This window comes from Streptomyces sp. NPDC048734, from assembly GCF_043198675.1.
Taxonomy (GTDB): Bacteria; Actinomycetota; Actinomycetes; order Streptomycetales; family Streptomycetaceae; genus Streptomyces.
Genome location: NZ_JBICUZ010000001.1, coordinates 363,297 through 384,562, shown reverse-complemented (window position 1 = coordinate 384,562; position 21,266 = coordinate 363,297). Strand labels below are relative to the sequence as shown.

General features: G+C 73.4%; 17 protein-coding genes and 1 pseudogene. 7 read left to right on the top strand and 11 right to left on the bottom strand.

Translation table 11 applies throughout. The annotated features are described in order from the left end of the window. Positions 1-301: 301 nt before the first annotated feature. Positions 302-1,351: a hypothetical protein gene (locus tag ACGFQC_RS01730; protein ID WP_363088280.1), complete on the top strand. Its 1,050-nt coding sequence runs from the start codon at positions 302-304 to the stop codon at positions 1,349-1,351. Positions 1,352-1,435: 84 nt separating this feature from the next. On the opposite strand, the gene ACGFQC_RS01725 is transcribed toward ACGFQC_RS01730, so the two are convergent. After that, positions 1,436-1,888: an NUDIX hydrolase gene (locus ACGFQC_RS01725; protein ID WP_363088281.1), complete on the bottom strand. Its 453-nt coding sequence runs from the start codon at positions 1,886-1,888 to the stop codon at positions 1,436-1,438. A gap of 498 nt (positions 1,889-2,386) precedes the next feature. On the opposite strand from ACGFQC_RS01725, the gene ACGFQC_RS01720 reads away from it, so the two are divergent. Then, a complete protein-coding gene (locus ACGFQC_RS01720) occupies positions 2,387-5,692 on the top strand; it encodes a S8 family serine peptidase (RefSeq protein WP_363088282.1) in 3,306 nt (1,101 codons plus the stop codon). Positions 5,693-5,784: 92 nt separating this feature from the next. Here ACGFQC_RS01720 and ACGFQC_RS01715 read toward each other — a convergent pair whose 3' ends face one another. Next, complete coding sequence (locus ACGFQC_RS01715) at positions 5,785-6,732, bottom strand: hypothetical protein (protein WP_363088283.1); 948 nt, start codon at positions 6,730-6,732, stop codon at positions 5,785-5,787. 1 nt (position 6,733) lies between these two features. After that, a complete protein-coding gene (locus ACGFQC_RS01710) occupies positions 6,734-7,267 on the bottom strand; it encodes an RNA polymerase sigma factor (protein WP_393287509.1) in 534 nt (177 codons plus the stop codon). Between the two features lie 323 nt (positions 7,268-7,590). Between ACGFQC_RS01710 and ACGFQC_RS01705 the strand changes: the two genes are divergently transcribed. Then, on the top strand, positions 7,591-8,607 hold the full coding sequence (locus ACGFQC_RS01705) for an aspartate-semialdehyde dehydrogenase (protein WP_363088285.1): 1,017 nt from the start codon (positions 7,591-7,593) through the stop codon (positions 8,605-8,607). On the opposite strand, the gene ACGFQC_RS01700 is transcribed toward ACGFQC_RS01705, so the two are convergent. From ACGFQC_RS01700 to ACGFQC_RS01690, 3 genes are all read right to left on the bottom strand, one after another. Continuing rightward, positions 8,608-9,156, bottom strand: a complete 549-nt coding sequence (locus ACGFQC_RS01700) for a DUF1203 domain-containing protein (RefSeq protein ID WP_363088359.1) — start codon at positions 9,154-9,156, stop codon at positions 8,608-8,610. A 343-nt stretch (positions 9,157-9,499) separates the two neighbouring features. Then, positions 9,500-12,076 carry an aminopeptidase N gene (gene pepN, locus ACGFQC_RS01695; protein ID WP_363088286.1) on the bottom strand — a complete coding sequence of 859 codons (2,577 nt, stop codon included), beginning with the start codon at positions 12,074-12,076 and terminating at the stop codon, positions 9,500-9,502. 32 nt (positions 12,077-12,108) lie between these two features. Next, a complete protein-coding gene (locus ACGFQC_RS01690) occupies positions 12,109-13,170 on the bottom strand; it encodes an EamA family transporter (protein ID WP_363088287.1) in 1,062 nt (353 codons plus the stop codon). A 112-nt stretch (positions 13,171-13,282) separates the two neighbouring features. On the opposite strand from ACGFQC_RS01690, the gene ACGFQC_RS01685 reads away from it, so the two are divergent. Beyond that, positions 13,283-13,786: a MarR family transcriptional regulator gene (locus ACGFQC_RS01685; RefSeq protein ID WP_363088288.1), complete on the top strand. Its 504-nt coding sequence runs from the start codon at positions 13,283-13,285 to the stop codon at positions 13,784-13,786. 60 nt (positions 13,787-13,846) lie between these two features. On the opposite strand, the gene ACGFQC_RS01680 is transcribed toward ACGFQC_RS01685, so the two are convergent. Then, positions 13,847-15,148 (bottom strand): FAD-dependent monooxygenase, encoded by a 1,302-nt coding sequence (locus ACGFQC_RS01680; RefSeq protein WP_363088289.1) that lies wholly within the window; start codon positions 15,146-15,148, stop codon positions 13,847-13,849. Between the two features lie 104 nt (positions 15,149-15,252). Here ACGFQC_RS01680 and ACGFQC_RS01675 point away from each other — a divergent pair. Next, positions 15,253-15,763 (top strand): annotated as a pseudogene (locus ACGFQC_RS01675) (hypothetical protein). A gap of 17 nt (positions 15,764-15,780) precedes the next feature. Here ACGFQC_RS01675 and ACGFQC_RS01670 read toward each other — a convergent pair. The 4 genes from ACGFQC_RS01670 to ACGFQC_RS01655 all read right to left on the bottom strand — a co-directional run bounded on the left by ACGFQC_RS01670 (position 15,781) and on the right by ACGFQC_RS01655 (position 19,295). Further along, positions 15,781-16,269 (bottom strand): GNAT family N-acetyltransferase, encoded by a 489-nt coding sequence (locus ACGFQC_RS01670; RefSeq protein ID WP_363088290.1) that lies wholly within the window; start codon positions 16,267-16,269, stop codon positions 15,781-15,783. A 244-nt stretch (positions 16,270-16,513) separates the two neighbouring features. Further along, positions 16,514-16,804, bottom strand: a complete 291-nt coding sequence (locus ACGFQC_RS01665) for a hypothetical protein (RefSeq protein ID WP_363088291.1) — start codon at positions 16,802-16,804, stop codon at positions 16,514-16,516. Positions 16,805-16,997: 193 nt separating this feature from the next. Then, positions 16,998-19,082 carry a 4-alpha-glucanotransferase gene (gene malQ, locus ACGFQC_RS01660; RefSeq protein WP_363088292.1) on the bottom strand — a complete coding sequence of 695 codons (2,085 nt, stop codon included), beginning with the start codon at positions 19,080-19,082 and terminating at the stop codon, positions 16,998-17,000. Next, a complete protein-coding gene (locus tag ACGFQC_RS01655) occupies positions 19,083-19,295 on the bottom strand; it encodes a hypothetical protein (RefSeq protein WP_363088293.1) in 213 nt (70 codons plus the stop codon). It abuts the gene before it with no gap. 314 nt (positions 19,296-19,609) lie between these two features. Between ACGFQC_RS01655 and ACGFQC_RS01650 the strand changes: the two genes are divergently transcribed. Continuing rightward, on the top strand, positions 19,610-20,206 hold the full coding sequence (locus ACGFQC_RS01650) for an RNA polymerase sigma factor (RefSeq protein WP_363088294.1): 597 nt from the start codon (positions 19,610-19,612) through the stop codon (positions 20,204-20,206). Next, on the top strand, positions 20,203-21,243 hold the full coding sequence (locus ACGFQC_RS01645) for a zf-HC2 domain-containing protein (RefSeq protein ID WP_363088295.1): 1,041 nt from the start codon (positions 20,203-20,205) through the stop codon (positions 21,241-21,243). Before ACGFQC_RS01650 ends, ACGFQC_RS01645 begins: the two co-directional genes overlap by 4 nt. Positions 21,244-21,266: the final 23 nt, after the last annotated feature.

The following is a 21,266-nucleotide window of genomic DNA, read 5'->3' as shown; positions in this document are numbered from 1 at the left end:
GACCGGCGGCCGCCGCCCCGGCCGAGAACCACTGCCCGGCCGACAGCGCCCGACCGGGCCCGGTGTCCGCCCGACCGGGCCCGGCATCCGCCCGACCTTTGGCCTGAACTCCGGCGGACGGTGACCGTTACGGAATTCAGTCAATCGGAACCGTAACCCCTGGCCTCCACCAAATGGACCAGGGGTTTTCGGCTCCTACTCGGCATCCGAACACCCGTCCTTTAGGGCGATCTCGTCCAGGTTTGTCGACGAGCTCGTAACAACGGTTACAGGAGGGATCGGGAACGGGAATCTCGGGGTCATGAACCACAACACCCCCCTCACCCCGGCCGCCGCCCGCCCCGCGCGTCACCTCCCCGACGCGCAGCGGCGCGTACTGACCACGGCCCAGCTTCGCTCGCTCGGTGTGTCACCGGGCGAGATGAGCGCGCAGTGCCGGTCCGGCGGCCCCTGGCAGCAGTTCCTGCCGGGCGTCTACCTGCTCCACCAGGGGCCGCCGACCGGCGAGGAGCGGCTGCACGCGGTGCTGCTGTACGCGGCCCGCGAGGTGACGGCGCCCGCAGTGCCGGCCCAGCCGGAACCGAGGCAGCCGCACCGGCCCGTGTACCGCGAGGCGATGATCACGGGGCTGGCCGCGCTCACCCTGCACGGCTTCGCCTCCGCGCCCGCGCTGCTCTCCCTGGACCGCATCGACGTCCTGGTGCCCCGGCTGCGCCGGCTGCGCTCGACGGGCTGCGCGCACGTCCTGCGCGCCGCGGCCCTGCCGACCCCCGAGGAGGCCACCGGGGTGCCGGTGGCACCGGTGCCGCGCGCCCTGGCGGACGCGCTGTCACAGCTGACGGACGCGGCGGCGGTACGGCGGCTGCTGTCGGAGGCGGTGCGCGCCGGCCACTGCGAACCGGCCGCGATCGTCAGGGAGTTGGACCAGGCCAAGCTGCTGGGCCGGCCGCACGTGGTGGACGCGGTGGACTCGCTGCTGGCCGAGGGACGGGCGATCGCCGAGGACCGCCTCTACACGATGGTGCGGGAGTTCGGCCTGCCGGACCCGGTGTGGAACGTGGACCTGCGGCTGCCGGGCGGCCCGCACCTGGGGGGCCTGGACGCGTACTGGCCGCAGCAGGCGGTGGCGGTGGAACTGGACACGCGGGCACCGCGCCAGGACGAGGACGCCCTGTGGTCGGAGTACGCCCGCAAGCGGGAGCACCTGGAGCGGCTGGGCATCACGGTCGTGCACCTCACGCCGAGGAAGCTCCGGGACGGGATGGAGCAGCAGGCGACGGTGGTGCGGACGGCCCTGATGGCGTCGGGGGACCGTGATCCGGCGGCGTACGTCGTGGTACTGCCACGGTAGCGACGGACCGGGACGGTACTGCCGCGGTACCGGGAGGAGGAGGCGGGGCCGTCGGGTACGAGCCGGCGGCCCCGCCTCATGGCCTCAGGTCGGCACCCGTCCGTTCGCGGGCCGCTCGCGCCACAGCCTCAGCGCCACGTCGACCAGCCGTATCCGGGTCAGCTCCGGTACGGCCGACAGGTCGTGCCAGGCGGCCAGGTCGGTCGAACCGCCGATCTCGTTGCGGAGTTCACCGCCGGTCACCCGGGCCTCGTAGACGATGCGCACCCCGTGGTGGTCGACGGGGCCGCGCAGGTTCCTGCGGGGGACGGTGCGGCGGGAGGAGTCCACGCCGAGCAGGCCGGTCACCTCGACGCGGTAGCCGGTCTCCTCCGCCAGCTCCCGCACCACCGTGTCGTGCGGGTCCTCGCCGTGCTCCATGCCGCCACCGGGCAGCACCCACTCCGAGGTGCCGTCGGGCGTGGGCGAGCGTGCCAGCAGCAGTTGTCCGTCCCGGACGCACACGGCGTAGGCCGCCACCCTCAACTTCTCTCGCACACCTGGACGTTAGCGGTCCGGGTCGGGGTTGGCAGGTGAGTATCCGGGCGCGGACCGGCGCAGGGGCGGCGCGGCGGGGGTGCCGGGAGTGCCGAGGGCCGTCGCGAGAGGGCCGGTCGGGGATGGCCCTCCCGCGACGGAGATCCGCCGGGGCCCGGTGGCCCGGACGAAGCCGGGGGTACCCGTGATCACCGAGGCCCACACCCCGCCGCCCGCGCCACGCCACGCCGGCACCCGCAGCCCCACCTCAACGCCCCCGCGCCCCCGCCATCACCCGGCAGTCGCCCGGCCGTCGACATCCGGACGGCCGAAAGCCCTTGCACAGGTGACTCGTAGAGGGTTTTCCCCATACATCCATATCGATTCGGTCAACTCTCCCCAAACATCTGCCCCTTGGACAAGGCTGTGCGATCGTCCGGGATCACATTCCGGCGACCGCGATCAGGCAGGAACGGCCCGGTCGCGTGACGCTCGTTCCTTTACCTCCAAGGGATGCCGATGACCCACACCCCCCAGCGCGAACCGATACCGGGCGCGAGACGCGCGGTCCGGATAGCCGTGGCCGCCGGTCTGGTGGCCGCGCTGTCCGCGGCCGGACCGATACCCCTGGCCTTCTCCGCCGACCAGGCCCCGGCCGCCGACCCGGGCGTGAAGTCCGCCGCCGACAAGCTGGGCTCCGACGACGCCGACGTCCTCGCCGATGCCAAGGCCGCCGGCGACAAGAACGTCACCCTGATGGTCGCCACCTCGCCCGGGAAGACCGAGCAGGTCGCCGACGAGCTGGACGCGGTCAAGGGCGGTTCCGTCGGCCGGTCCTACGACAAGCTCGGCTACGTCCGCGCCACCGTCCCGACCGCCAAGGCGGACGCGGCCATCGCCGCCGCGGCCGAGCTGTCCTCGGTGCACGCGATCGACCTGCGGCAGGAGATCGCCCTCGACGACCCGACGCCGAGCGCCGACACCGCGAAGGGCGCGGGCGCCACCGCGAGCGCGAAGACGTATCCCGCGCCGAACAAGAAGACGCCCGCCGAGAACCCGTACAACCCGTCCTTCGAGACGGGCGCCGTCGACTTCGTGGACGACCACCCGAAGGCGGACGGCCGTGGCGTCACCATCGGCGTGCTGGACTCCGGCGTGGACCTCGGGCACCCCGCGCTCCAGAAGACCACCACCGGTGAGCGCAAGATCGTCGACTGGGTCACCGCGACCGACCCGATCGTCGACAGCGACGGCACCTGGCGCCGGATGACCAACCCCGTCAGCGGCCCGGCCTTCACCTACGGCGGCGCGTCCTGGAAGGCGCCCGAGGGCGGCTACCAGGTCAACCTGTTCCGCGAGTCGGTCACCGCCGGCGGCGACGCCAAGGGCGACGCCAACCGGGACGGCGACACCACCGACGTCTGGGGCCTGCTCTACGACCCGGCCGCCGGCACCGTCCGCGTCGACCTGAACAACAACTTCGACTTCACCGACGACGCGCCGATGAAGCCGTACAAGGACGGCCACCAGGTCGGCTACTTCGGTACCGACGACCCGGCCACCGACGTCGTCGAGCGGCAGCCGTTCGTCGTCGAGATCCGCAAGGACGTGCCCACCGACCCGTACGGCGGCGACTGGGTCGGCAAGAAGGCCGACTTCGTCAACGTCGGCGTCATCGAGTCCGAGCACGGCACCCACGTCGCCGGCATCACCGCGGCCAACGGCCTGTTCGGCGGGAAGATGGACGGCGCCGCCCCCGGTGCCAAGGTCGTCTCCTCCCGCGCCTGCTCCTGGAGCGGCGGCTGCACCAACGTGGCGCTCACCGAGGGCATGATCGACCTGGTCGTGAACCGCGGCGTCGACATCGTCAACATGTCCATCGGCGGCCTCCCGGCGCTGAACGACGGCAACAACGCGCGCGCCGAGCTGTACACCCGCCTCATCGACACCTACGGCGTCCAGCTCGTCATCTCGGCGGGCAACGAGGGCCCCGGCGCCAACACGATCGGCGACCCCGCCCTGGCCGACAAGGTCATCTCGGTCGGCGCGGCCATCTCCAAGGAGACCTGGGCCGCCAACTACGGCTCGCAGGTGAAGAAGAAGTACGCGCTGCTGCCGTTCTCCTCGCGCGGCCCGCGTGAGGACGGCGGCTTCGCGCCGACCCTCGTCGCGCCGGGCGCCGCCATCAACACCATCCAGACCTGGCTGCCGGGCGCCCCGGTCGCCGAGTCCGGATACACGCTGCCGGCCGGCTACGCGATGCTCCAGGGCACCTCGATGGCCTCCCCGCAGGCCGCCGGCGCCTCCGCGCTGCTGCTGAGCGCCGCGAAGCAGAAGGGCATCGAGCTGACGCCCGCCACCCTGCGCACGGCGCTGACCTCGACCGCCGACCACGTCAAGGGCCTCCAGGCCTACGAGGAGGGCGCGGGCGCCATCAACATCGTGGACGCCTGGGACTCCATCGAGGACGGCGCCACCGCCCACGAGTACGCGGTCAAGGCCCCGGTCGACACCGCGATCGACTTCGCCCTGAAGACGCCCGGCTTCGGCACCGGCATCTACGACCGCGAGGGTGGTCTGAAGGCCGGTCAGAAGAAGACGTACGACGTCACCATCACCCGTACGACCGGCGCCGACAAGGCGATCCGCCACGAGCTGCACCTCGAGAACAACGCGGCGGGCACCTTCAAGATCCTCGGTTCGGACGAGGTGAGGCTGCCGCTGAACCAGCCGGTGACCGTCAAGGTCCAGGCCGCCCCGAAGTCCGCCGGCATCAAGAGCGCGATCCTCGAGGTCGACGACCCGCGGACCGAGGGCATCGACAAGCAGGTCCTGAACACGGTCGTCGTCTCGACGCCGGTGGCGCACACGTTCTCCGCGAAGAACACCGTGCAGCGCAACAGCTCGCAGCACTACTTCCTGACCGTGCCCGAGGGCGCGACGTCGCTGGAGGTCGCGATGAGCGGGCTGAAGGACAAGAGCCAGACCCGGTTCATCTCGATCCACCCCTACGGTGTCGCCGTCGAGGACAGCGCCACGGTCTACTGCTACAACAACTACCTCGACGGCAACGGCTGCAAGCCGGACACGCGTTCCTACGCCGACCCGCAGCCCGGCGTCTGGGAGATCGAGGTCGAGTCGCGCCGCACGTCGCCGCTGCTCGACAACCCGTACAAGCTGGACGTCACCGTGTACGGCGCGGCCTTCGACCCGGCGACCGTGACCGTGCCCGAGGCGAAGGTCGGCACCCCGGCCGCCGTCTCCTGGAAGGTGACGAACAACTTCGCCGCCATCGACGGCAAGCTGAAGGGCGGCCCGCTCGGCTCGTCCAAGGCGGCCCGCCCGACCATCGCGGACCACGAGAACCAGACGACCACGGTCGAGGTGCCCGCGGGCGCCGAGTCCCTGGACGTCTCCATCGGCGGTGTCTCCGACGCCTCCGCCGACCTCGACCTGGCCGTGTACGACGCGGCCGGCAACCAGGTCGCGCAGCAGGCCGACGGTGACTCCGAGGAGGCGGTGTCCATCCCGTCGCCCGCCGCCGGGACGTACACCATCGAGGTCGCGGGTTACTCGGTGCCGGCCGGCACCACCGCGTACGACTACCTGGACGTGTTCTACTCGTCCTCGCTCGGCACGGTCGGCGTCGACGAGTCGACGCCGGTGAAGCTGGCCACGGGCGCCTCGGCGACGGTCTCCGCGACCGTCACCGCCGCCGCCCCCGCGCCGGCGGGCCGGTCCTTCTTCGGCCAGGTCCAGCTGGTGAACGCGCGCGGCACCGTCGCGGGCCTCGGCAGCGTGGTCATCGAGAAGGTCACGCAGTAAGGCGGTACCTCAGGGGCTCGGCAGTGCGGTGAGCGACTGAGCCGCTGAACGATGTGGTGGGGCGGGCGTCCGGTCGGGCGCCCGCCCCTCACTCATTCGCAGGCCGCGCCGTCCGCCTCGGGCAGCGCGCGGGCCAGCGCCGCGCGTCCGGCGGCGATCTCGGCCTCGCCGACGATCCACACGTCGGGGGAGGCGGACCCCCGCGGGAAGCCGGCCAGGACGTGATCGCCCTCGGCGGCCGGCGGGTCCACGTCCCGCTCCACCACGAAGTCGACCTCCTCCCGGGTCGCGGCCCCGGGCTTGTAGGAGCGGGTCACGCGCAGGGTGACCCGCTCGCGGGAGGTGCCGCGCACCGGGACGACGTCCGTCACGTCGCCCTCGGCCACCAGCCGGGCGCAGGCGAGGTAGCCGGGGTCGCCGAGGGGATCGCCGGCGGCGCCGGACGCGGCGGCCTTCTCGTCGGCGGCCGACTTGTCGGCGCCGGACGAGGCGATGTCGCTCGCTCCCCCGTTCACCTGGACGAGCAGCCACCCGCTGCCGACGACCAGCGCACCGGCCGCCGCCAGCCCGACCGTCCGCAGGGCCGGGGGGAGGCGCCGGCGGGCCGGCCGGAGCGGGACGGGTGCCGACCGCCGGACGGGCGCCGCCACCGGTCGCAGGGCAGGCGCCGCCACCGGTGGCCGGGTGAGGGCTTCGGCGAGGACGCCGAGCTGCTCGCGCAGGAGCGCCACGTCGGCCGCGGCGGCGCGGTGCCGGGCCACGAGGAGGGGATCGGTCCGTGCGTCCCCGGACAGCGGCACGTCCAGGATGGCCGCCATCAGCGGGTCCATGCCGTCCACCCCGCCGGGAAGTCCGGAAGGGCCGTCACCGCCCCGACTGTCGTGACCGTCCTGGCCGTCGTGGCCGCCCCGACTGTGGTGCCCGCCCCGACCCTCGCGGCCCTCGTGCCCGCCCCGAATCTCGCGGTCGTCCCCGGCTTCCCAGTGGTCACGTGCCTCCCGGCCGTCGTCGTGGGTCCCGGATTCGTGTGCGGCGGTCATGTCACACCACCTCGTCCTCGTGCAGGCGGGCGCGCAGGGCCCGGACCGCCGTGTGCAGGCGGCTCTTGACGGTGCCCTCCGGGACGCCCAGCTCCTCGGCTATCGAGCGCACCGGCAGGTCGGCGTAGAACCGCAGGACGACCACCTGGCGCTGGGCGTCGGGCAGGTCGTCCAGGCCCTGCGCGACGGCGAGGGAGAGCACGCTGGTGTCCTCGCCGGAGGGGTGCTCGTGCGGGCGCAGGGACGCCAGCCGCTCCCCGAGGCGCTCCTGACGGCGCTTGGCCCGGTGCCAGTCCATGGCGAGGTTGGAGGCGACGACGGCCGCCCACGCCGAGACGTCCCGCGGAGCGTCGTGCCCCTTGGCGGCCCGCTCCAGCAGCCGCAGGCGGACCTGCTGCACCCCGTCCGGCAGGTCCGCCTGCGGCACCCCGCCCAGCGCGAGCACCGCCCGCACCCGGCGTTCCTGCGCCGCGTCCAGCGGGTCACCGTGCCCGGTGTCCTCCCCCGGTCCGCGGCGGGCCGTTCTGCGCAGCACGGACACCCCTCCCCTCCCCGTGTCACCCCTACGACGCCACGGCGCGCGGAAACGTTCGGCGCGGCGCCCGGAAATCGTTCGGAGGCGTACGTCACACCGCCGCACACGACAGCACAGCTTGCGGCGGGAGGCCCGGGCGGAGCGAATTCCTCCAGCTCAGCGGGTGTGTGGACGGGAGTTCCGGAACCGTGCGGGGGTGCGGGGTGTCCCAGTCCTCGGGCATGGCGGTCAAAGGATTGGACAGGCGGGCCCATGTCGGCCGCATCATGGAAAAGCCTCGGCCAGGCACCATGCACGCAGAAGCACAGACAGAGGGAGTCGCCGTGAGGGTCGGAATCGTCGGAGCCACCGGTCAGGTCGGCACGGTCATGCGCAGGATCCTCAAGGAGCGTGACTTCCCGGTCACGGAGCTGCGGCTGTTCGCCTCGGCCCGTTCCGCGGGCACCGAGCTGGACGGCGTGACGGTCGAGGACGCGGCGACCGCCGACTACTCCGGCCTCGACATCGTGCTGTTCTCCGCCGGCGGCGCGACCTCGAAGGCGCTGGCCGAGAAGGTCGCCTCGCAGGGCGCGGTCGTGATCGACAACTCCTCGGCCTGGCGCCGCGACCCCGACGTGCCGCTGGTCGTCTCCGAGGTGAACCCGCACGCGGTCGCGAACCGTCCCAAGGGCATCATCGCCAACCCGAACTGCACCACGATGGCCGCGATGCCGGTCCTCAAGCCGCTGCACGCCGAGGCGGGCCTGGAGGCGCTGGTCGTCGCCACCTACCAGGCGGTGTCCGGCTCCGGTGTCGCGGGCGTCGCGGAGCTGCACGGCCAGGCGCAGAAGGTCGTCGCCGACGCCGACCGGCTCACCCACGACGGCGAGGCCGTCGACTACCCGGAGCCGCAGGTGTACAAGCGGCCCATCGCCTTCAACGTCGTACCGCTCGCGGGCTCGATCGTGGACGACGGCCTGAACGAGACGGACGAGGAGCAGAAGCTCCGCAACGAGTCCCGCAAGATCCTGGAGATCCCCGAGCTGAAGGTCTCCGGCACCTGCGTGCGCGTCCCGGTGTTCTCCGGCCACTCCCTCCAGGTCAACGCCCGTTTCGCGCGCCCGATCAGCGCCGAGCGCGCCACCGAGCTGCTCGCGGACGCCGAGGGTGTCGTCCTCACCGACATCCCGACCCCGCTCCAGGCGGCAGGCAAGGACGCGTCGTACGTGGGCCGCATCCGCCGGGACGAGACCGTGGACAACGGCCTGGCCCTGTTCGTCTCCAACGACAACCTGCGCAAGGGCGCGGCCCTGAACGCGGTGCAGATCGCGGAGCTGGTGGCGGAGGAGCTGAAGGGCTAGTCAGCCCCCGGTGACCTCTCGGGTCACCTGTTCGGTGACCCCTTCGGTGGCCTCTGCGGTGGCCTCTGCGGTGGCCTCTGCGGTGGCCTCTGCGGTGGCCTCGTAGAGGTAGCAGCCGTACTCGACGGCCCGGACGTGGACGAGCGCCACGGCCGGGTCGTCGAACGCTTCCCGCAGGGCCCGCTCGAACGCCTCCGGCGAGGGTTCCGCGACGAGCCGGCCGCCGAGGATGCGGCCCTCGGCGCAGTAGCGGCGGACCGTGCGGTGCGCGTTCGTGAAGGGCAGGGCCCCGCCGGCCCGGTCCGGTCCCGGGCACGGGTCGGCGTGGACGAAGACGGGGCCCTGTTCGTCGTACGCCCCGGGGTCGGTGCCCGTCTCGGCGGCCCGGCGGCGCAGAGGTGCGTAGGAGACGAGGGCGATCCGCTCCCCCGGCGTGCTGTGGCGCAGGCAGCAGCGCAGCGGGGCGCCGCCCTCGTCGTCGGTGAACGCGGCCGTGGGGCGTCCGGCGTCGTCGGTGGCGCGGAGTTCCGCCAGCACGCCGGGGGCGATGGGGCGGACCGTGAAGGTCCGGGTCGTGGTGGTCCGGGTCGTGGTGGTCCGGGTCGTGGTGGTCCGGGTCGTGGTGGTCCGGGTCGTGGTGGTCACGCCTTCCAGGTTCACGCGCCGCGGGACGTCCCACCGGCGGGTTCCGGACGTCGCGCTGCCGTCGCGGTACGGGACGTCGCGCACATCCCGCCTTCCGGGGCCGCGGAGGTCGTGATCCGGTGTACGGCCGTCACGGTCCCGACCCGCCCCCGCCCCTGCCCCTGTGCACGCCCCCGGCACGGTGAGGGGCGCCCGGCCGGACACCGGGCGCCCCTCACCACCGTACGGACCGTACGGACGACGGCTGCTACCGCGCGTCGGCCGTCTGGGCCTTCAGGGCGCGCTCCACGCCCGAGCGGGCCTCGGAGACGAGGCGGCGCAGGGCCGCGTTCGGCTCGGCCGAGGTCAGCCAGGCGTCGGTCTTGCGCAGGGTCTCCTCGGACACCTGGACGGCCGGGTAGAGACCGGTCACGATCTGCTGGGCGATCTCGTGCGAACGCGAGTCCCAGACGTCCTTGACGGCGTCGAAGTACCGGTCCGTGTACGGCGCCAGCAGCTCGCGCTGGTCGGTCTGCACGAAGCCGCCGATGACGGCCTCCTGGACGGCGTTGGGCAGCTTGTCGGACTCGACGACCGACGCCCACGCCTCCGCCTTGGCCTCCGCCGTGGGGCGGGCGGCACGGGCGGTCGCCGCGTGCCGCTCGCCGGCGGCGGTCCGGTCGCGCTCGTACTCGCCGGCGATCTCCGCCTCGTCGAACCGGCCGACCGCCGCGAGGCGCTCCACGAACGTCCAGCGCAGCTCGGTGTCGACGGCGAGACCCTCGATCGTCTGCGTGCCCTCCAGCAGCGCCTCCAGGAGGTCCAGCTGCTCCGGCGTGCGGGCGGTGGCCGCGAACGCGCGCGCCCACGCCAGCTGGTGGTCGCCGCCCGCCTCGGCGGTCCGCAGGTGCGCCAGCGTGGCGTCGGTCCAGCGGGCCAGCAGCGCCTCGCGTGCGGCCGGGTCGGCGTACAGGTCGATGGCGAGCTTGACCTGGCGGTGCAGGGACTGCACGACACCGATGTCGGACTCCTTGCCGATGCCGGACAGCACCAGGGACAGGTAGTCGCGGGTGGGCAGTTCGGCGTCGCGCGTCATGTCCCAGGCGGACGCCCAGCACAGGGCGCGCGGCAGGGACGCCTCGAAGTCGCCGAGGTGCTCGGTGACGAACGCGAGGGACTGCTCGTCGAGGCGGACCTTGGCGTACGACAGGTCGTCGTCGTTGAGCAGTACGACGTCCGGCCTGCGCTTGCCGACCAGCTGCGGTACGGCGGTCAGCTCGCCGTCCACGTCCAGCTCGACGCGCTCGCCGCGCACCAGCTTGCCGCTCCCGCCTTCTGAACCGTCCAGGTCGTAGAAGCCGACGGCGATGCGGTGCGGCCGCAGGGTCGGCTCGCCCTTGGCGCCGGCGGGCAGGGCGGGGGCCTCCTGGCGGACGGCGAAGGAGGTGATGACGCCGTCGGCGTCGGTCTCGATCTCGGGGCGCAGGACGTTGATGCCGGCGGTCTGCAGCCACTTCTGCGACCAGGTGCCCAGGTCACGGCCGGAGGTCTCCTCCAGCGCGCCCAGCAGGTCGGACAGCCGGGTGTTGCCGAACGCGTGCCGCTTGAAGTAGGCCTGCACGCCCGCGAAGAACGCGTCCGTGCCGACGTACGCCACGAGCTGCTTCAGGACGGACGCGCCCTTGGCGTAGGTGATGCCGTCGAAGTTGACGAGGACGTCGTCCAGGTCGCGGATCTCGGCCATGATCGGGTGGGTCGACGGCAGCTGGTCCTGCCGGTAGGCCCAGGTCTTCATGGAATTGGCAAACGTCGTCCAGGAGTGCGGCCAGCGGCTGTCCGGGGCGTACGCCTGGCAGGCGATGGAGGTGTAGGTGGCGAACGACTCGTTCAGCCACAGGTCGTTCCACCACTCCATGGTGACCAGGTCGCCGAACCACATGTGGGCCAGCTCGTGCAGGATCGTCTCGGCCCGCACCTCGTACGCCGCGTCGGTCACCTTGGACCGGAAGACGTACTGGTCGCGGATGGTCACCGCGCCCGCGTTCTCCATCGCGCCCGCGTTGAACTCCGGTACGAACAGCTGGTCGTACTTCCCGAACGGGTACGCGTAGTCGAACTTCTCCTGGAACCAGTCGAAGCCCTGCCGGGTGACCTCGAAGATCGCGTCCGAGTCGAGGAACTCGGCGAGCGAGGGACGGCAGTAGATGCCGAGGGGCACGCTCTGGCCGTCCTTCTCGTACACGCTGTGCACGGAGTGGTACGGGCCGACGATCAGCGCGGTGATGTACGTGGAGATCCGCGGGGTCGGCTCGAACACCCAGATGTCGTCCTTGGGTTCCGGCGTCGGCGAGTTGGAGATGACGGTCCAGCCGCTCGGCGCCTTCACCGTGAACTGGAAGGTCGCCTTGAGGTCGGGCTGCTCGAACGAGGCGAAGACGCGGCGGGCGTCCGGCACCTCGAACTGCGTGTACAGGTAGGCCTGCTCGTCGACCGGGTCGACGAACCGGTGCAGCCCCTCACCGGTGTTGGTGTAGGCGCAGTCGGCGACGACGCGCAGGATGTTGCGGCCCGCCGGCAGGTCGGGCAGGGCGATCCTGGAGTCGGCGAACACCTCGGCCGGGTCGAGCCGGTCCCCGTTGAGCGTCACCTCGTGGACGGTCGGCGCCACCAGGTCGATGAAGGACTCGGCGCCCTCCTCCGCGACGTCGAAGCGCACCGTGGTCACGGACCGGTAGGTCCCGCCCTCCTGCGCACCGGACAGGTCGAGATCGATCTCGTACGAGTCAACGGCGAGCAGCTTCGCCCGCTGCTGCGCCTCTTCGCGAGTCAGGTTTGTGCCAGGCACGCGGTCATCTCCTCGTGAATGTGTCGGTTGCGTCATCCTTCCACGGAGGCACCGCGTCGGGCGACGACCTTCTCCCGTGCCTGCGGGGAACCTTCCGGGCGGACCGCGCCGACGGCGGGGGTGGGGGTGGGGGTCACGGGAGTGGCGGGGGCGGGGGCCGCGAGGGCGGGGGCGGGGGTGGGGGCCACGGGAGTGGTGGAGGTCGCGGGGGCGGGGGTGGGGGCGGTCACTGCGGTCGCCGTCCGGCGCGGGCCGAGCTGGCCGGCCACGGTCGCGCCGAACGCCAGTGCCATGCCGGCCAGCTGCACGGCCGTCAGCGTCTCCCCGAGGGCCGCCCAGCCGACCACGGCCGCGGTCAGCGGGGAGAGCGGCGCGAGGAAGGTGACCTGGGTGGCGCTGAGCCGGCCGATCCCGCGGAACCACAGCCAGTACGCGACCGCCGTGCCCGCCAGCGCCAGGTAGAGGTAGCCGCCGACGGCCGGGGCGTCCAGGACGGGCGGGGCACCCTCGACGAGGAGGGCGAGGGGTGCGACGAGCAGGCCGCCGACGGTCAGCTGCCAGCCCGCGAGCGCCAGCGGGCCGACCCCCTCGGGGCTGCCCCACCTCTTGGCCAGGACGAGACCGGCCGACATCGAGACCGTGGAGGCGACCGCCGCCGACAGCCCGATCGCGTCCAGTCCTCCGGTCGCCCTCAGCACGACCAGACTGACCCCGAACGCGGCCACGACCCCGGTCAGCAGGGTGCGGGCGGCGGGCCGCTGCCCGAGCAGCAGTGCCGAGAACCCGATGACGAACAGCGGTCCCGCCGAGCCGACGACGGCCGCCATGCCGCCCGGCATCCGGTACGCGGCGAGGAACAGGAGCGGGAAGAACGCGCCGATGTTGAGGGCGCCGAGCGCCGCCGCCCTGCCCCACCAGACGCCGTGGGGCAGCACCCGGACGAGGGCGAGCAGCAACAGGCCCGCGGGCAGGGCGCGCATGAGGGAGGTGAACAGCGGGCGGTCGGCCGGCAGGAACTCGGTGGTGACGGCGTAGGTGGTGCCCCAGGAGATGGGGGCGAGGGCGGTGAGCAGGACGGTCGCGGCCCGGTTCATGACCGGCACCCCTCTCAAGGAAAGCGGCTTGACGGTAATTAGCTTAATGCTAAGCAACTTGCCGTCAAGCTACTTTCTTGCGGCCGACCGGAAGCGGGCGGATACTCCCCGCATGAGTGGACAGCGCAGGGATCCGGTCGACGCGATCGTCGAGCAGTGGGCGGCCGAACGGCCCGACCTCGACACCACCGCCATGGAGGTCTTCGGCCGCGTCTCCCGGCTCGCCCGCGCGATGGGCGACCGCATGGAGAAGGCCTACGCGGGCCTCGGGATCTCGCGCGGCGAGTTCGACGTGCTGGCCACCCTGCGCCGCTCCGGCGAGCCGTACACCCTCTCGCCCCGCCAGCTGTCGGCGACGCTGATGCTCACCACCGGCGGCATGACCGGCCGCCTCGACAAGCTGGAAGGGGCCGGGCTCCTGCGCCGCTCCCCCGACCCGCACGACCGCCGGGGTCTGCGGGTGACCCTCACCGAACAGGGCCTGGCACTGGTCGAGGAGGCGGTGGGCGCGGGTCTCGCCGTCCAGACGGAGGCCCTGACCGCGGCCCTGGACGCCGGACGGGCCGGCCAGCTGGCCGACCTGCTGAGGGAACTGCTGCTCGCGACGGAACGGTAGTCGCGGACGGCGGATGGCGGGCGGCGGACATCAGACGGCAGGCGGCAGGCGGCAGGAGGTTCAGCCGACGTGCGTCGCGAGTGCCGCCCCGATCGCCGCCGGGCACGCGTCGTCGGCCGCCCAGGCGACGTACCCGTCGGGCCGCACCAGCAGTGCCGTGCGCCGGTCGCTCGCCCAGTGCCGCACCGCCAGGCGGTCCTCGCGGGGCATGTCCGGTCCGCCGTGGGCGTCGTGGGCGCCCGGCGGGGTGACGAGGACGAAACGGCCGCCGCGCTGGGCCTCGTACAGGCGGCTGCCGTCCGCGAAGATGACGTCGGGGACGCGCGCTCCGGTCAGGCGGTGGGCGCCGCGCGGGGCCGGGTAGCGGTAGCCGACGCCGGTGACCTGGCCGACCGCCCCGCGCCGGGCGGGACCGACGTGGTTCAGGAACGTGGTCAACGCGGCACGCAGGGCCAGGGCCCAGGGGCGCTTGGCCATGGCGAGGCGGACGATGCCGCCGCTGCTGCGGAGGACCGACCTGCCGACGGGGTGGCGTTCGGCCTGGTAGGTGTCGAGGAGGCCGGCGGCCGCGTGTCCGTCGACCACCTGGGCGAGCTTCCAGCTCAGGTTGGCCGCGTCCTGGAGACCGGTGTTCATGCCCTGCCCGCCGGCCGGGGTGTGCACGTGCGCGGCGTCCCCGGCGAGGAGGACGCGCCCGACGCGGTAGGCGGGCGCCTGGCGTTCGTCGCTGTGGAAGCGGGACACCCAGCGGGCGTCGTACATCCCGAAGTCACGGCCGAGGGCCAACCGGGTGACCTCCTTGACCTCGTCGAGGCCGAGGGGCTCGGTGTCGGGGACGTCGCGGGCCCGGTTCCAGGCGATCACCCGGTGGTAGCCGTCGCCGAAGGGCGCGAGGAAGGCGAAGGCGTCGCCGACGGCGTTGACGGTGAGCAGCGTCTCGGGTTCCTCGGCGAGACGGACGTCGGCCAGGACGACCGAGCGGATGACGGAGCGGCCGGGGAAGGGGAGCCCGAGGGCGTTCCGTACAGCGCTGCGCATGCCGTCGGCGCCGACGACGTATTCGGCGCGGAGCGTGCCGGTGCCACCGGCGGAGGTCCGGACCTCGACCGTCACCCCGTCCGCGTCCTGGGCCAGCCCGGTCACCTCGGTCTCGTACCGGAACTCCGCCCCCGCCTCGACCGCCCGCCGCTCCAGGACCCTCTCGACCTCGTACTGCGGGATGACGAGGAGGTGACGGAAGCGGGAGGGGAGGGTGTCGAGGGCGAGGGTGAGCCGGCCGAAGAGACGGAGGCGGCGCTGACCCGGCAGGAGGCCGTGGCTTGGTTGGCACCGACCGTGCAGCGGTACCTCACCGCACCGCATCCGTAGTGCTCTGACCGCGATGGTTCACCGGGTTGCGGTTCGCGTTGGTGGGTGTGGGGCCGGTTGGATGTGAGCCGACAGGCCGTCCTACAGGTGGAGGCGTGGTGGCGGAGCCCGTTCGAATCCGCAGGCTGACCGATCAGGAGGGGCAGCGGCTGCAGCAGATCGTGCGCCGAGGCAGCACCAACTCGGTGCGCTACCGGCGGGCGATGATGCTGCTGGCCTCGGTCGGCGGGAACCGCGTGCCAGTCATCGCACAACTGGTCCAAGCCGAGGAGGACACGGTCCGCGACGTGGCACAAGGGCACCAAGATCCGCGCCTGGGCGAAGAAAAACAAGGTGGAGCTGTGCTTCACCCCGACCAATGCCTCCTGGGCCGGCCCCATCGGGGCCCACTTCGGACCGCTGCTGCAGTTCGCCCTGGCCAACTCCCACCATCTGAACCACCCCGTCCAGACCCGTGCCCCGCACGCCTACCTGCACTGGCGCAACGCCAACGCCCGCCACCCCGACATTCTGGCTGCCCAACGCCGCGAGCGTGCTCGTATCCGCAGCGAGAAGGGCATCCGCTGGGGCGGACACCCCACTCAGCCGCAGCATGACCGGGCCCGGTGAGCCGTCCCCGTCATCTCTCAGCCATTACCGACCTGGCTTGGTGCCAACTCGGCGATGACCTCGTCACCATCGACCGCTCCCGTCGGCACGAAACCCAGCGATGTGTAGAGCCGTCCGGCGGCGGTGTTGTCCGGCTGATACGCCAGCCGGATCGTCCAGCAGTCCTCCTGCGCCGCCAACCAGCCCCTCATGGTCAGCAGAAGGGCGCGGCCGAGGCCCTTGCCCTGCTCGGTGCCATCGATCAGCATTCCCCCGATCCAGTGCGAGCCGTCCTCGTCCAGACCCCACATGACGTGTCCGACGACCACGTCGTCGGCGTAGACAGCCAGCGAGTTCCAACTGTCCTCACGCATCGACAACAAGAGATAGCGGGCTGCCATGGCGGGGACATAGCTTCGCTGCTCGTCGAGAGGCACGATGTCAGCGACTGCACGCCAGTTCTCGTCGCCCACCTCCCGTAGGGTGACGCGCCGTCCGGTCCGGTCGAAAAATCCGTGGTCAATCACACGATGAGACTATTGCTCGCAGTTCAGCGACCGGTGAACAATGCCGGTCACAGCAGTAGGCACCGTGGAAGGCGCGGCGGCTCACCGCGCCGCACCCGTGGACGTCGTGAACGTCGTAAAAGTCGTGGACGGTCGGCGCGCGGTGGCCGTACGACGCGCGAGGGCGCCGTCTCCGGCGTCGTACGGCGGTGTGCGCGTACGGACGGCGGGGACGGCGCCCTCGAGAGGTGTGCCGGGGGAAGGGTCAGCCGGCCTTGGCAGCCTTGGCAGCGTCGCCCTTCACGGTGATGTTGGAGCTGGTGGTGTCGCCGCGGTCCTTCGACCGGTCCAGCACCCACACCAGGCCGGTGATGGCCGCGAACAGGGCGAGCGGAGCCAGCACGTAGAGGCCGAGCGTCTCGATGACGCTGAGGCCCGGACCGGGGTCGTCGCCGTCGTCGCGGGTCAGCGCGAGCGCGGGGGACGACATGAGCAGCATCATCAGCGTCGTACCGGCAGCCAGGGCGCCGGCGCGCAGGGCGTTCTTCTTGTCCACGGTGCCAAGTTAGCGAACGGGGTTCGGACGCGCGCGTCCGGGGTGCCGTATGAGGTGGCGCACGAGGCACGGACACCACGCACGGCCACCCCACGCGCCCGCCCCCACGCGTCGCACCCCCGCGCCCGCCCCGCACGTAGCCTCCACCCGGCTGCCCACGCATCGCCCCCACCCGTCGGCTCACTCGCCGCCCTCACCCGTCGGCCTCCTCCCGCAGCACCTCCATCAGCGCGTGCAGGCGCGGGGACGCCGACAGTTCCTCCAGCGTGATGGGCCGGCCGTCGGCGTCCGCGACCGGCAGGCGCCAGTTCGGGTACTGGTCCCAGGTGCCGGGAAGGTTCTGCGGGCGGCGGTCACCGACGGCGTCCGGGAGCCAGACGCCGATCATGCGGGCGGGGGTGCGCAGCAGGAACCGGTGGAGGGCCTGGATCTCGGCCTCCTCCGAGGAGGTGTCGCCGCCTCCGCCGGTGCCCTGGAGCAGGTCGAGCCGGGACAGCAGGTCGAGCCACTCGCCGGTGTCGGCGGCGGCCTCCGCGCGTTCCTCCTCCAGCGGGCGGGCCAGCAGGTCGAGCCGGTGGCGGAGTTCGACGTGTTCGCCGGTGAGGCGGGCGGCGGTGGAGGGCAGGTCGTGGGTGGTGGCGGTGGCGAGGCAGTCGGCGCGCCAGTGGCCGGGGGGCAGCGGGCGGCCGTCGCCCTCCCAGTCTCGTTCGAACCACAGGACGGAGGTGCCGAGCACCCCGCGTTCGCGCAGGGCCTCGCGCACGCCGGGCTCCACGGTGCCGAGGTCCTCGCCGATCACCACCGCGCCGGCCCGGGACGCCTCCAGGACCAGCACGGCGAGCATGGCCTCGGCGTCGTAGCGGACGTAGGTGCCCTCGGTGGGCGGCTCGCCCTGGGGGACCCACCAGAGCCGGAACAGCCCCATCACGTGGTCGATGCGCAGGGCGCCGGCGTAGCGGAAGAGGGCGCGCAGGAGGCGGCGGTACGGGGCGTAGCCGGACTCGGCGAGGCGGTCGGGACGCCACGGGGGCAGGCCCCAGTCCTGGCCGCGGGCGTTGAAGGCGTCCGGGGGCGCGCCTACCGACATGCCGGCCGCGAGGTGGTCCTGCTGGGCCCAGGCGTCGGCGCCGCCGGGGTGCACGCCGACCGCGAGGTCGTGCACGATCCCGAGGGGCATGCCGGCCTCCCGCGCGACGCGCTGGGCGGCGGTGAGCTGGGCGTCGGTGAGCCAGGCGAGACGGGAGTGGAAGTCGACGCGGTCCATCAGTTCCAGCCGGGCCCGGGCGGTCTCGGCGGAGCGCGGGTCGCGCAGCCCCCGCGGCCAGCGGTGCCAGTCGGAGCCGTGCACCTCGGCCAGCGCGCACCAGGTGGCGTGGTCCTCCAGGGACTGCCCCTCGCGGGCGAGGAAGTCGCAGTAGGCCGCGCGCCGGCCCGGCCCGAGCGGTACGGCGGCGATCAGCTCCAGCGCCTCCCGCTTCAGCTCCCACACGGCGTCCCGGTCGATCAGCGCCCCCTTGTCGAGGACGGTCTCCCGCAGCCGCGCGGCGTTCTCCCGCAGTCCTCGCAGCCCCCGCAGCCGCTCGGGGTCGGTGACGTACGCGAACTCGGGGACGTCCTCGATCCGCAGGTGCACCGGGTCGGGGAAGCGGCGGGAGGAGGGCCGGTACGGGGAGGGGTCGGTGGGGGTGCCGGGGACGGCCGCGTGCAGCGGGTTGACCTGCACGAATCCGGCACCGAGCGCCCGCCCGGCCCAGCCGGCCAGCTCGGCGAGGTCCCCGAGGTCGCCCATGCCCCAGGAGCGGTCGGACAGCAGGGAGTAGAGCTGGACGAGGAGGCCGTACGAGCGTCCGGCGGGCGTGGGCAGCCGGGGCGGGGCCACGACCAGGTGGGCGCGGGCGGTGCGGCCGTCGGGCGCGGTCGCGATCATCGTGTGGACGCCCGGCGGGAGCCGGTCGAGGCAGGCCTGGGTCTCGCCCCGCTCGGTCTCGACCAGCAGGCGGGTGCCTTCGGGAAGGGCGGCGAGGGCGTCCGGCTCGGCGCCGCCGCTCCAGCGGACCACGGTCGGCGGCAGCAGCCGTCCGGCCAGTTCGCGTTCCCGGTCGGCCAGCGCGGCACGGGTCGCCTCCGGGGTGCCCGCGTCCACGCCGAGGGCGGCCAGGGCGCGGGTGACGGCGGCGGCGGAGGCGGTGACCGTGCGGTCCGGGGAGGGCCGGTAGGAGACGGCGACGCCGTGCAGCGCGGCGAGCCGGGTGAGGTCCTCTCCGAGGGGTGCGGTCATCTACGGCCTCGTGAAGTCGGGGTCCGCGGCGGCGAGCGGCGGTTCACTGGTGAGGGGCTCGGCGTCGGGCAGCGGGGGCTCGCTGGTCAGCGGGGCCTCGGTACGGGCGCCCTCCGCGCTGCACGCGTACAGGTGGGGTTCCTCGGTGTAGGCGGACGGCGCCGCCGGGCGTTTGGAACGGTCCGGGAGCAGCTGGTGTGCCGGTGCGACCACGATGGCCTCCTTGTTCGGGGACGGCGCCGTCGTACGGGGTGCGCGGCGTCGTCGTACGGCGCTCGACAGCGTCGGACGGTGTCTGGCGGTGCCCGACGGTGTCCGGCGGTGTTCGCGGGTTACCGCAAAAGCCCTACCCAGTGGGCGCGGCGGCAGACGTCCCCGTATCGGGCAACACGCATCTCGTCACATTTCTCACCCTGACATTCTCCCCAATGTGGGGCGATTACGGCAGACCGCGCGCCGTGCGGGTTCCGGCGTGAACCGTCGGTACCGGGCCGACCGACAAACAAGGTGTGAGACTGTTCCGCCCCATGAGGGGCCACGGTGAGGACGGCACGGACGCCGCGCTGCTGCGGTCCGTCGCCGACGGGGACGCCGGCGCCCTGGCCACCCTGTACGACCGGCACGCCGGCTGGCTGCACGCGCGGCTCACCCGGCGCTGCGCCGATCCCGAGGTGGTGCGGGAGGTGGTGCAGGACACGTTCGTGACCGTGTGGCGGTCGGCGGCCGGACACCGCGGCGGCGAGGCCGGTGGCTGGCTGTGGACCATCGCCGCCCGGCGGCTGGTCGACGCGCGACGGGCGCAGGAGCGCTCCGCGCGGATCGAGACGGCGCCGATGGACACCGAGCGGGTGGAGCGGGCACCGGCGGCGGCCCTGCCGTCCGCGGAGGAGCGGGTGCTGGCGGGGCTGGAGTTCGGCGACGTCGGCACCGCCCTCGACCGGATCCCGCCCGAGCTGCGGGAGGTGCTGCGCGCGACCGTCGTCGACGGGCTCACCACCCGCGAGGCCGCCCGGCTGCTCGGCATCCCCGAGGGCACCGTCAAGACCCGCGCCATGCGCGCCCGTGCCGAACTGCGCGCGGCACTCGCCCAGTTGCACCCGACTCCGGCGGGAGGCCCGGCATGAACCCCACCCGACGGCACGCGACCGACGCCCTGGCCGCCCGCTACGCCGACGGCACCCTCCCGGAGTCCGACGCCTGGTCCCTGGAGCGGCACCTGGAGCACTGCACGGCCTGCGCGACCCGCGTGTCCCGCGCGGTACGGGAGGGTGCCGCGGGGGCCGTTCTGGAGCAGGTACGGGGGGCGGTGCTCCGAGAGGCCTTGAACCCCGCACCGGCAGCCGCCCCCGGCACGGCACCGGCACCGGCGCCGGCGAGCGGGGCCACGCCACCGCCGCCCGCTCCCGCGCGGCCCGCTCCCGCAGCCGCCTTCCCCCGCGCCCGCCTCTGGTCGTCGCGCACCGTCGGCCGCCTCGCCGCGCGCCGCACCGGCCGCTCCTCCCGCCGGGCGGCGAGCGCCGAACCCGCGCCGGTCCGCGTCCCCCGCCTCGCCCGCGTCCTGTGGGCGGCGGGCCCCGCCGTGCGGGGCGCCTGGTCCGTCGCCGTGGTGGCCGTGGCGCTGGGGGCGGTCGGATTGGCGTACGGGGCCGGGGTGACCGGGGCGCGGCCGTTGCTGCTGGCCCTCGCGCCGGTCGTGCCGGTCCTCGGGGTGGCCCTGTCGTACGGGCCGCACGCCGACCCGGTGCACGAGATCGCCGCGGCCTCACCCGCCGGCGGGCTGCGGCTGCTGCTGACCCGGACGGCCGCCGTACTGCTGGTCTGCCTGCCGGTGCTGACGCTGGCCGGGCTGCTGCTGCCCGGCTCGGGTGCGCCGGGCGCGGCGGCCTGGCTGCTGCCGGGGCTCGCGCTGACGCTGGCCTCGCTGGCCCTGGCCGGGTACGTCGGTTCCCGGACCGGCGCGGCGGTGACCGGCGGGGGCTGGCTGTGCGCGGTGCTCGCACCGGCGGCGGCCTCGCCGTCCGGCGCCCCGCCGGACCGGCTGGCCGAACAGCTCACCGTCGTCCTCGACGGCCCTCTCGCCCAGGGCGCGTGGGCGGCCGCGGCGGTGCTCTCCGCCGCCGCGCTGGCCGCCCGCCGTTCCGCCTACGACCGGACGCCCTGACGCACGTCCGGTCACGGACCGGC